9 protein-coding genes and 1 pseudogene are annotated in these 11,297 nt (G+C 68.3%); 4 read left to right on the top strand and 6 right to left on the bottom strand.

Going from position 1 to position 11,297, the window contains the following annotated elements:
* Both ACK5F2_RS09100 and ACK5F2_RS09095 read left to right on the top strand, forming a co-directional pair.
* Positions 1 to 586 (top strand): substrate-binding domain-containing protein (locus tag ACK5F2_RS09100; RefSeq protein WP_409864220.1); only part of this gene is annotated, 586 nt, incomplete at its 5' end.
* 323 nt (positions 587 to 909) lie between these two features.
* The gene (locus tag ACK5F2_RS09095) at positions 910 to 1,287 is read left to right on the top strand and encodes a hypothetical protein (RefSeq protein WP_409864218.1); all 378 of its coding nucleotides are present in this window, start codon (positions 910 to 912) and stop codon (positions 1,285 to 1,287) included.
* Positions 1,288 to 1,303: 16 nt separating this feature from the next.
* On the opposite strand, the gene ACK5F2_RS09090 is transcribed toward ACK5F2_RS09095, so the two are convergent.
* From ACK5F2_RS09090 to ACK5F2_RS09070, 5 genes are all read right to left on the bottom strand, one after another.
* Positions 1,304 to 4,513 (bottom strand): efflux RND transporter permease subunit, encoded by a 3,210-nt coding sequence (locus tag ACK5F2_RS09090; RefSeq protein ID WP_409864217.1) that lies wholly within the window; start codon positions 4,511 to 4,513, stop codon positions 1,304 to 1,306.
* A 21-nt stretch (positions 4,514 to 4,534) separates the two neighbouring features.
* A complete protein-coding gene (locus ACK5F2_RS09085) occupies positions 4,535 to 5,707 on the bottom strand; it encodes an efflux RND transporter periplasmic adaptor subunit (protein WP_409864216.1) in 1,173 nt (390 codons plus the stop codon).
* A gap of 126 nt (positions 5,708 to 5,833) precedes the next feature.
* Complete coding sequence (locus ACK5F2_RS09080; RefSeq protein ID WP_409864214.1) at positions 5,834 to 7,033, bottom strand: MFS transporter; 1,200 nt, start codon at positions 7,031 to 7,033, stop codon at positions 5,834 to 5,836.
* Complete coding sequence (gene aroC, locus ACK5F2_RS09075; protein ID WP_409864212.1) at positions 7,033 to 8,130, bottom strand: chorismate synthase; 1,098 nt, start codon at positions 8,128 to 8,130, stop codon at positions 7,033 to 7,035. The genes ACK5F2_RS09080 and aroC overlap by 1 nt, the downstream gene beginning before the upstream one ends.
* A 113-nt stretch (positions 8,131 to 8,243) precedes the next feature.
* Positions 8,244 to 8,708, bottom strand: a complete 465-nt coding sequence (locus ACK5F2_RS09070) for a CBS domain-containing protein (RefSeq protein WP_133603634.1) — start codon at positions 8,706 to 8,708, stop codon at positions 8,244 to 8,246.
* A gap of 70 nt (positions 8,709 to 8,778) precedes the next feature.
* Between ACK5F2_RS09070 and ACK5F2_RS09065 the strand changes: the two genes are divergently transcribed.
* Both ACK5F2_RS09065 and ACK5F2_RS09060 read left to right on the top strand, forming a co-directional pair.
* A complete protein-coding gene (locus ACK5F2_RS09065; protein ID WP_409864211.1) occupies positions 8,779 to 10,140 on the top strand; it encodes an O-acetylhomoserine aminocarboxypropyltransferase in 1,362 nt (453 codons plus the stop codon).
* Positions 10,141 to 10,158: 18 nt separating this feature from the next.
* The gene (locus ACK5F2_RS09060) at positions 10,159 to 10,977 is read left to right on the top strand and encodes an alpha/beta fold hydrolase (protein WP_409864209.1); all 819 of its coding nucleotides are present in this window, start codon (positions 10,159 to 10,161) and stop codon (positions 10,975 to 10,977) included.
* Positions 10,978 to 10,989: 12 nt separating this feature from the next.
* On the opposite strand, the pseudogene ACK5F2_RS09055 reads toward ACK5F2_RS09060, so the two are convergent.
* A pseudogene (locus ACK5F2_RS09055) lies at positions 10,990 to 11,297 on the bottom strand (hypothetical protein); the annotation flags it as partial.

Here is an 11,297-nt window from a genome sequence, read left to right as displayed (position 1 = left end):
GAGCAGCGGCGTGCCCTGCGTTCATGTGATGGAGACCTCGCCCCAGGAAGGCGTCTACAGCGTGGGTTTCTCGCAGTCAGATGCGGGCGCCGCCATGACCCAGTCCATGATGGACCGCGGTTACCAACGCATCGCCTTCGCGGCGGCGCAGTTGGACCCACGCACCTTGCAGCGTGCTCAAGGCTACCGCCAGGCCATGAAGGCGGCCGGCCGCCTGGATCCCAAGTTGGAATGGCTGAGCCCCGAGCGCTCATCGCTGGCCCTGGGCGGTGAGCTGTTCGAGCGCATCCATCGCGAAGACCCCAAGGTGGACGCCATCTTCTTCAACAACGACGATTTGGCCCAGGGAGCCTTGCTGGCGGCGCTGCGGCTGGGCATCAAGATACCCGAACGCCTGGCGGTGGCAGGCTTCAATGACCTGACCGGCAGCGATCAGATGCTGCCGCCGCTCTCCACCGTGCGCACCCCCCGCAGCGAGATCGGGCGCGAGGCGGCCGCCATGCTGCTCAAGCTCATGCGCGGCGAGTCGCTGGCCGAACCTCACCGCGATCTGGGTTTCGAAGTGCTGATGCGCGGGAGCTGCTAAGGCCGAGACAGCAGGGACGCGTCTGAGCGCAATTGATGGGCAAATGAGCGGCGCTGCCATAGCCAGGCGACCCGCATGAGCCCTAGACTTTGTAACAAGTCGGCAGGAAGCGGGCGGCCCCGGCGCGCTCGGCTTCAAACACGGCCTACTTCAAACGCGGCCATGAGGTGCCGCTTGAGCAAGCGCCTCGTCTTGACTGTTCCCTAGCCAGCAGCAGCCCGCCCCGTCCTGGGCTGGCCAGCGCGCTGGACGCTGCGGCACGCCTGTGCCGTCCCCATCGCGGCCGATTCAAGCGCAATCCCGCAAGCACACGGAAATGCCCCATGCTCCATCTGCCCTATCTGCCTCATCTGGCCTACCTGTTTGCCTTCCTGCTTGTCTCGGCGCTTGCCGCGCTGCTCCTCCAGCACAGGCGCCTGCGCAGACAGGAGGTTCGCATCAAGGTTCTCGTTCACCAGTCCAAGCAGTTGGTTCAGGCGCTTCAGCACTCCCAGGCCGAGGTGCGCTCGCTGGAGCGGCAGCGGCGCGATCTTTCCGAGCGACTCACCGATGACGCCAACAAGCGCAGACGCACCGAAGCCCGTCTGCGCCAGCTGATCGTGCTGGACGATGAGCTTGCGCAGGCTCAGGCGTCTGCCAACCAGTCCGGCTTCTCCGACACCGTCCCCATGGCCCTGGAAGAACTTACCAGGCGGGCATGAAGGCGGGCCGGGCGAATCACTTGGCCGCTACAGCAGCCGCCTCAGACGCCCCGCTCCCCACGCTAGCCGCGACCGGCTTGCGCTCCCGCACCAGATAGGAATAGAGCACCGGCACCACGATCAGGGTCAGCAGGGTCGAGGTGATCACGCCCCCGATGATGGCCCGGCCCATGGGCGCCTGGATCTCGCCGCCTTCGTTGAGGGCAATCGCCATGGGCAGCATGCCGAAGACCATGGCGGCGGTCGTCATCATGATGGGCCGCATGCGGATCAGACCGGCCTGCAGCAGGGCCTCGGCCACCGTGGCACCGGCCTGGCGCGCATGGTTGGCAAAGTCCACCAGCAGGATCGCATTCTTGGTCACCAGGCCCATCAACATCACCAGGCCGATCATGGAGAACACGTTCAGCGTGGAGTTCCACAGCAGCAGCGCCAGCATCACGCCGATCAGCGAGAGCGGCAGGGAGGCCATGATGGCGATGGGTTGCACAAAGCTGCCGAACTGGCTGGCCAGCACGATGTAGATGAAGATCACCGCCAGCCCCATGGCCCCCAGCAGGCCCTTGAAGGCATCGGCCTGATCCTTGGTCTGGCCGCCCACATCGAAGGACAGGCCCGGCGGCAGCTGGGTTTCCTTGACCAGCTTCTGCACATCGGCGCCCACCTCACCGGCGCTGCGGCCCTGCACGCCGGCAAAGATGGCCTCGCGGCGCTGCAGGTTCTGACGGCGTATCACCTCGGGGTTGTAGACCGGCTCGATGCTGGCCACCTGGTCCAGGGCAATGGGGGCGCCATTGGCGGCATAGGCCACGGGCAGCTTGTTCATCTGCTCGATGCGCTCGCGCAATGAACCCGGCAGGCGCAGATTCACCTCCACCTGCGTGCCGTCCGGCGTGGTCCAGTAAGTGGCGGTTTCGCCATTGACATAGGCGCGCAGCGAGGCGGCCACCTGGGGCGGAGTCAGCCCCAGCTCGCGGATGGCCGAGTCCTTGAGCTTGACCGCGTAGGCCGGCAGACCGGGTTTGGCCGACAAGTCCACATCCACAATGCCTGGGATCTTCTTGAGCTTTTCGGCAAAGTCCTGGGACGCGCGCGTCAGCACATCGGCGTCCGAACCCAGGATGGCGACATAGATGGGCCGGTTGAAGCCTACCGACACCTCGATGCCGGGGATCTTGGCAATCGCCTCACGCGCCGCGTTCTCCACCTCTTTCTGCGTGCGCTTGCGGCTCTTGCGGTCGGTGAGCGCGATGTTCAGCGCCGCCTGATTGCGGCCGGTGGACAGACCCTCACCGCTGCTACCCACCACGGTGGAGATGGTCTTGATCTCCGGGAAGGCCAGCAGAATCTCCTCCACCTGGGCCACCTTGGCATGGCTGCGCTCCAGGCTGGAGCCCACGGGCATGCGCAGATTGATCTGGGTGAAGCCCTGGTCGGTCTCGGGCACGAACTCGCTGCCCACCAGAGGCGTCAGGCCCAGGGCCAGCACAAAGCTGCCGGCGCCCGCGGCCATCACCACGCCGCGCGGCGTGAGCGTGGCCCAGCGCAGCCGGCGTGGAGCCGTCTTGTCGCGCCGGCCATCGGCACCAAAGGGTCGGCCGTAGACCGGCAGCAGCCACAGACGGTAGCGGCGCCCCGAGAAGGCCCAGCGCAGGGTCTTCTCATAGACGGCGTGCAGCATGTCCATCATGCGGTCCGTGCCACGGATCAGGGCGCCGATCACGGGCAGGCGCTTCATGCGCGTGCCGGGCGGATCGGGCCAGACGGAGGACAGCATGGGGTCCAGGGTGAAGCTCACGAAGAGCGAGACCAGGACCGCCACCACCACCGTGATGCCGAATGGATAGAAGAATTTGCCGATGATGCCGCCCATGAAGGCCACGGGCACGAACACGGCGCAGATGGCGAAAGTGGTGGCCATCACCGCCAGGCCGATCTCGTTGGTGCCATCCTCAGCGGCGCGGTGGTGGTCCTTGCCCATGCCCACATGGCGCACGATGTTCTCGCGCACCACGATGGCATCGTCGATCAGCAGACCGATGCACAGCGAGAGCGCCATCATGGTCATGAAGTTCAGCGTGAAGCCGAAGGCATGGACCGCGATGAAGCTGGAGATCACCGCGATGGGCAGGGTCAGGCCCGTGATGATGGTGGAGCGCCAGCTGTGCAGGAAGAGGAAGACGATGGCCACGGTCAGCAGCGCGCCCTCGATGAGGGTGTGCTGCAGGCCCTTGAGCGAGCCCTTGACGAAGTCGCTGCTGGCAAAGATCAGGCGCAGCTCCACATCCTGGGGCAGGCTCTTGCGCAGCTCCTCGGCGGCGGCCTGCACCGCGTCGCCGGTCTTGACGATATTGGCATCCTGCTGCTTGAAGATATTGAAACTCACCGCTGGCTGGCCATTGATGCGGGCCAGGCTGTCGGGCTCGCGCTCCCGCTCCACCAGGGTGCCCAGGTCGCCCAGGGTAAGCACCAGATTGCCGCGCCGCGCCACCACCACGCTGGCGAACTGCTTGGGATCGCGCACCCGACCCTCGACGCGAAGCGAGGCGTCCTGGTAGCGGTCGGAGAGCAGGCCCACAGGCTGGTCGGCGTTGGCCGCGGCCAGGGCCTGAGAGATCTCGGCCGGCGTGATGCCATAGGCGCGCAGGCGCAGCGGATCCAGGTCGATGCGCACCTCGCGCTGGCTCAGGCCGCCGATGTCCACTGTGGCCACACCCTCCACGCGCTGCAGGCGCTTGGCGATGGTGAGCTCGCCGATCATGGAAAGCTCGCGCGCCGAGCGCGTCTTGCTCATCAGGGCCATCACCACGATGGGCTGACTGTTGTCACCCTGGAAGCGCGAGATATTGGCTGGCTTCACATCCTTGGGGAAGCGCGCCTGGGCCAGGGAGAGGCGGTCGCGCAAGTCCTGCATGGCGCGGCCCATATCGGTGTCCAGCGTGAACTCCACGCTGGTCTGGGCCCGGCCCTCGAAGCTGCGCGACTGGATACGTTTGACCCCGGCGATGGAGTTGATCATCTCCTCCAGCGGCTTGGCCACCTCGCGCTCGACGGCCTCGGGGCTGGCGCCGGGGTAGCGCACATCGATCCAGGCGCCCGGCATGGAGATGTCGGGCATCTGCTCGACGCCCAGCTTGGCATAGGAGAACAGGCCCAGCACGCACAGGGCCACCATCACCATGGTGGCAAACACGGGGTGGCGGATGGAGACACGGGTCATCCACATGATTGATTCCTCCGTGTCGGCTTATTGCTGAGCGCGTGCGGCGCCGCTGGCGGCGCTGGCCACGGCCGCCCGCTGCTTGCCGGCCAGCACCGTGGCCTTGCTGCCCTCGCGCAGGTTGTCATAGCGCGCAGCCAGCACCTGGCTCTCGGGGCTCAAGCCCTGCAGCACCTCCACCCTGCCCTCTCGTGCGTCGCGCCGTCCGGTCGTGATGATGCGGCGCACCAGGGCCCCCTGCTCGATCAGCCAGACCTGCTCCTGGCCGGCATTGCTGCTCACGGCCGTCTGCGGCACGGTCAGGCGCTCGCGCTCGTCGGGCAGCTCCACCCGGGCCACGGCGTACTGGCCGGCACGGAACTGCTCCTTGGGATTGGCCAGTTCCAGGGTCACGCCGATGGAACGGGTGCCGGGCTCGGCGGCCGGGGCAATGCGCGCGATATGCGCCTGCACCGGCTGTTCCACACCCTCGATGCGCACCTGCACCGGCATGCCCGGCTGCAGGCGGCTCACCTCATGCGTGCCCACCAGACCGGCGAGCTCCAGGCGCGAGAGGTCCACGATGGTCAGGATGGGCTGCTCCGCCGTCAGCTTCTCGCTGGGCAGGGCATGGCGCTTGGCCACCACGCCACTGATGGGCGAGACCAGGGCCGCCTGGCGCAGCCCCACCTCGCTGGTGTCCAGCTGCGCCTGGGCCACCTGCAGCTGGGCCCGCGCGGCTTGCAGCGCGGCGCGCGAGGTCTCCAGGGCGGTAGGGGCGATGAAGTTCTGGGCCGCCAGGCCCTCATTGGCCTTGTGGTGGCGCTCGGCCTGGACCAGCTGGGCGCGGGCCGACTCCAGGCTGGCAAGTCGTTCGGCCACCCGCAGGCGCTGCTCAACCAGATCCGCCTGACCCAGGGCCTGGCCGGCATGCACGCGGCTGCCCTCGCCCACGGCCAGACTCAGCAGGGTGCCCGCCGACTTGCTGCGCACGATCACCGTGCCCGGCGCCACCAGGGGACCGGAGAACTCGATCAAGCCAGGCATGGCCGCCTGAAGCGGCGTGACCACCTCGGTCGGGCGGAATTCCAGCGCCACCGATTCCGGCTTGCCTTGGGCCGCTCCCTTGCCGGACTCCCCCTTGGTCGTCCACACCGCCACACCGGCCCCACCCATCAGCACCAGGGCGGCCGCACCGCCATACAGCCATTGCTTGCGCATGGTCTCTCCCGTTTTTCCGTCTACTGTCGAAAGTGGCGGCAGTGTAGGAAGTGGCCCGGCGGCGCGGCGCTTCGCTGCGACGAACTGCAGAAAGCAGGCCTCGACCTGCGCGGAGGTGCGACAGCCTCAGGCCGTCTTCAGCGTCGCTTCATGCAGGCGCATGCTGCGCCAGCAGCAGATCGCGCCCAGCAGACCCATGGCACTGGCGGCCCAGAACACGCTGGCATAGCCCGCCTGCTGGGCCAGCCAGCCCCCGCCCAGGCCGCCCAGCACACCCGAGAGGCCGTAGCCCAGCACCGAATAGAGCGCCTGTCCACGACCGCGCAGCGGGCCCGGGAAGTAGCGAGTAATCAGGGCAATGCAAGCCGTGTGCTGCACCGCAAAGGTCAAGGCGTGCAGGCATTGGGCCAATATCAACAGGGCCAGGTTCTGGCCAAAGGCCGCGGTGATGGCAAAGCGCAGGGCCGTGAGCAGGGCCGCAGCCAGCAGCCAGCGGTGCAGGCTGCCACTCTCGAGAAGACGCCCCTGAAAGGCAAACCAGACGATCTCCACCAGCACCGACACCGCCCACAGCAGGCCCACCATGCCCTTGCCATAGCCCAGCTCGATCAGGTAGAGACTGAAAAAGGTGTAGAGCGCCGAGTGGGCCAAGACCGTGAGAAAGAGTCCGGCAAAGAACCAGCCGACCTCCGGCCGGCGTAGCACCGCGCCGATGGGAGCGCCGACGTCGTGCTGCACCGTCTTCACACGCTGCACCGGCAGGCGCCATGCCGCCCAGACCACCGCGCCCAAGAGCATCAGGGTGGTCAGCGCAAAGGCCTTGAGCCCCAGCCACTGGTACCACCAGCCCGCAAGCACCACGCTGGCCAGAAAGCCTACTGAACCCCAGACGCGCACCCGGCCATAGCGCCGCGCGTCCATGCGGCCCTCGGCATCGGTGATGCACGACGCCACCACCGCCTCGGTCAGGGGCACGATGGCGGCGTTGAAGAGAAACATCAGGAACACCGCCACGCCCAGGCTCAGGGGCGTGGGCGGCAGCAAGAAGCCCAGGGCCGCGATGAAGCTGGCCAGGGCCGCCCAGCGGATGATCCAGACGCGCTGGCCGCTGCGGTCGGCCAGCGCGCCCCAGGCATAGGGTGCGAAGAGCCGGGTCCAGCTCTGCAGCGAGACCAGCACGCCGATGGCAAAGACCGAGAGCCCCAGCTCCTTGTACCAGAGCGGAGCATAGGGATTGAAGCCGCCGATGGCCGCGAAGTAGGCGCAGGACAGCAGCGCGCTGGCACCCAGGGTGCTGCGCCCCGCCTCGGGCGCACGCTCGCTCATCAGCGCTGGCCGGGAATGGGCGGCTGGCTCAGCTGCACATCGCCGCACTGGGCGCGGTGGCGCAGCGCATGGTCCATCAGCACCAGGGCCAGCAGGGCCTCGGCAATGGGCGTGGCGCGTATGCCCACACAGGGGTCGTGGCGGCCAAAAGTTTCCACCTGGGTGGGCTGGCCGGCGCGGTCGATGGAGGCCTTGGCCGTGCGGATGGAGCTGGTGGGCTTGATGGCCACCGAGACCCGCAGGTCCTGCCCCGTGGAGATGCCGCCCAGCACGCCGCCGGCGTGGTTGCTGGCAAAGCCCTCGGGCGTGAGCTCGTCGCCATGCTCGCTGCCGCGCTGGGCCACCACGCCAAAGCCGTCACCGATCTCCACGCCCTTGGCGGCGTTGAGGCCCATCATGGCGTGGGCGATGTCGGCATCCAGGCGGTCATAGAGCGGCTCGCCCAGGCCCACCGGCACGCCGGTGGCTTCCACGTAGATGCGGGCGCCGACCGAGTCCCCGGACTTGCGCAGCGCGTCCATATAGGCCTCCAGCTCGGCCACCTTGCTGCTGCCGGCGGCGAAGAAGGGGTTGAGCCCGGTCTGGCTCCAGTCCTCGACGGGAATCTCGATCTCGCCCAGGGCCGTCATGCAGCCGCGAAACTCGGTGCCGTAGGCCGCCTTGAGCCATTTGCGCGCCACCGCGCCAGCGGCCACGGTGGGCGCCGTCAGGCGGGCCGAGCTGCGGCCACCACCGCGCGGGTCGCGGATGCCGTACTTGCGCCAGTAGGTGTAGTCGGCATGACCGGGGCGGAAGGTGTCCAGGATATTGCCGTAGTCCTTGCTGCGCTGGTCGGTGTTGCGGATCAGCAGGCAGATGGGCGCGCCGGTGGTCTGGCCTTCGTAGACGCCGGAGAGGATCTCCACCGCGTCGGCCTCGTTGCGCTGGGTCACATGGCGGCTGGTGCCGGGGCGGCGGCGGTCCAGCTCGGGCTGGATATCGGCCTCGGAGAGCGCCATGCCGGGCGGGCAGCCGTCGATCACGCAGCCAATGGCGGGGCCGTGGCTCTCGCCGAAATTGGTGACGCGGAACAGGGAACCGAAAGTGCTGCCTGACATGGGAATCCGTGGTTGCTGGGCCCGAAGATTCTACGAGCAGGCGCACAAAGCAAAGGCGGCCCGCAGGCCGCCTTGGAGCGCGGACGCCGCTGGCGCCCTTCGCGACTCGTGGATCAGAGCTTGGGCTCCGGCGAAGGGTTCTCCTCCAGCGGCCAGTCGCGGATATAGGCCTTGAGCATGCGGTTCTCGAAGTCCTGGCTGTCCACCACGGCCTTGGCCACATCGTAGAAGGAGATCACGCCCTGCAGGGTGCGGCCGTTGAGCACGGGCATGTAGCGCGCATGGCGGCCCAGCATCATGCGGCGCACCTCGTCGATCTCGGTCTCGGGCGTGCAGGTCAGGGGATGGTCGTCCATCACGCTGCGCACCAGACTCGCGCCCACGGTGCCGCCGTTCTTGACCACGGCCTGGATGACCTCGCGGAAGGTGAGCATGCCCACCAGATCGCCATGCTCCATCACGACCAGGGAGCCGATATCGAATTCGGCCATGGTGGCCACGGCCTGAGCCAGGGGCTGGTCGGGCGCAACGGTGTAGAGAGTGCCGCCTTTGACGCGAAGAATGTCGACGACTTTCATGATGAAACCTCCAGGAATCCAGGGGCCCAACATAGCACACAATCCCCGCATCAAATACCTCGGAGACACCATGGCGGGCTACACCGACCCCGGCTTTGACACCTTGGCGCTACACGCGGGCGCCGCTCCCGACCCCGCCACCGGCGCGCGCGCCACGCCCCTGCATCTGAGCACCTCCTTTGTGTTCGAAAGCGCCGAGCACGCCGCCTCGCTCTTCAATATGGAGCGCGCCGGCCATGTCTACTCACGCATCTCCAACCCCACCACCGCGGTCTTCGAGGAGCGCATGGCCGCGCTCGAAGGCGGCGTGGGCGCTATCGCCACCGCCAGCGGCCAGGCCGCCCTGCATCTGGCCGTGGCCACCCTGGCCGGCGCGGGCTCGCACATCGTGGCCTCGGCCGCGCTCTACGGCGGCTCGCACAATCTGCTGCACTACACCCTGGCGCGCTTTGGCATCAGCACCAGCTTTGTGCGCCCCGGCGATCTGGACGCCTGGCGCGCAGCCATCCAGCCCAACACCAAGCTGCTCTTCGGCGAGAGCCTGGGCAACCCGGGCCTGGACGTGCTGGACATCCCGGCCGTGAGTGCCATCGCCCACGAAGCCGGCCTGCCCCTGCTGGTGGACGCCACGCTCACCACGCCCTATCTGCAGCGCCCCGTCGAGCTGGGCGCGGACCTGGTCTATCACTCCGCTACCAAATTCCTCTCGGGCCATGGCACGGTGGTGGGCGGCGTGCTGGTGGACGGCGGCCGCTTCGACTGGCAGGCCGCCCATGATCGCAGCGCTGCCGCACTGCGATCGGGAGGGTTTGACGCCGCAAGCGGCGTCGAACCTCCCGCCGCCCGCTTCGCTGAGCTGTGCGAGCCCTACCCCGGTTTCCATGGCATGGTCTTCGCTGAGGAGAGCACGGTGGGCGCCTTCCTGCTGCGCGCCCGGCGCGAGGGCCTGCGCGACTTCGGCGCCTGCCTCAGCCCGCACAGCGCCTGGCTGATCCTGCAAGGCATCGAGACCCTGCCTCTGCGCATGCAGCGCCATGTGGCCAATGCGCAGAAGGTGGCCGAGTTCCTGGCGGGCCAGGCCCAGGTCAGCCGCGTCGGCTACCCCGGCCTGGAGAGCCATCCCGACCACGCCCTGGCGCAGCGCCTGCTGCCGCGCGGCTGCGGCTCGGTCTTCAGCTTCGACCTGCAGGGCAGCCGCGAGCAGGGTCGGCGCTTCATTGAAGCGCTGCAGCTCTTCTCCCACCTGGCCAATGTGGGCGACTGCCGCTCCCTGGTCATCCACCCGGCCAGCACCACGCATTTCCGCATGGACGACGCGGCCCTGGCCCAGGCCGGCATCGCGCCGGGCACCATCCGCCTGTCCATCGGCCTGGAAGATCCGGACGACCTGATCGCCGACCTCAAGCGCGCCCTCAAGATCGCGGCCAAGTAAGCCCCAGGACCTCGCACGATGAAACTCACCGTCAATGGCCACGAGGCCTATGCCTACACCGGCGGCCGCCCGCTGGAAACCACCCTGCCCTGCCTGGTCTTGTTGCACGGCGCCCTCAACGACCACAGCGTCTGGACCCTGCTGACGCGCTGGTTCGCCCACCACGGCCATGCGGTGCTGGCGCCCGATCTGCCCGGCCATGGCCGCAGCGCCGGCCGACCGCTGGAGAGCGTGGAAGCCCTGGGCGCCTGGGTCTGGCAGCTGCTGGACGCCGCCGGCTTTGCACCCGATGCCCAGGCCGCCCTGGTGGGCCACAGCATGGGCTCCCTGATCGCGCTGGAGGCCGCGGCCCAGGCGCCGCAGCGCGCCAGCGCCCTGGGCCTGGTGGCCACGGCCTTCCCGATGAAGGTCTCGGAGCAGCTGCTCAGCACCGCCCGCGAGCAGCCCGGGCGCGCCATCGCCATGGTCAACACCTTCTCTTTCGGCGGCATCGCCGCCAAGCCCTCCTACCCTGGGCCTGGGGCCTGGCTGCAGGGCGGGGAGCTGGCGCTCAAGCACCGCATCCAGTCAAGCCAGAGCGGGCTCAACCTGTTTGAGCACGACTTCAGGCTGTGTGACAGCTATGCCCGCGGTCTGGAGGCCGCCGCCCAGGTGCGTTGCCCCACCCAGCTGATCCTGGGCGAGCGCGACCAGATGACGGCGCCCAAGCAGACCACCGCGCTGCAGGCTGCGTTTGCCGAACCGCCGCGGGTACAGCGCCTGAATGCCGGCCACTCCCTGATGGCCGAGGCGCCCGACGCCATGCTGCGCGCCCTGCGCGAGCTGCTGGGCGCCTGAGCACCGGGGCAGCTACCAGCGGCAGCCCTTGTCGCTGCCCGCGCCCAGCACCAGGGGCACGGTGGCGAGCAGGCCCTTGTCGGCATGGGCCTCGCGGCAGTCCTTGCGGGTCGCGTCCTCGATGCCCTGCTGCAGCTTGTTCTTGCGCTCGGGCGGGTGCGGCATGAGCTGCAGCACGCTGCGCGACTCCCGGCCCGAAGTCTCACCACCGCGCGGCAGGCTCAGATTGAGCTTGGGCGGCGGGGCACTGGCCGCGGCCGAGGGCGGTGTGGCCACATCCTGGCCCAGGCGCGGGCCGGCATCGGGTGCGCCAATCACGG

This window comes from Roseateles sp., from assembly GCF_046300915.1.
Lineage (GTDB): Bacteria > Pseudomonadota > Gammaproteobacteria > Burkholderiales > Burkholderiaceae_C > Kinneretia.
This window is presented reverse-complemented; position numbering and strand designations above follow the sequence as displayed.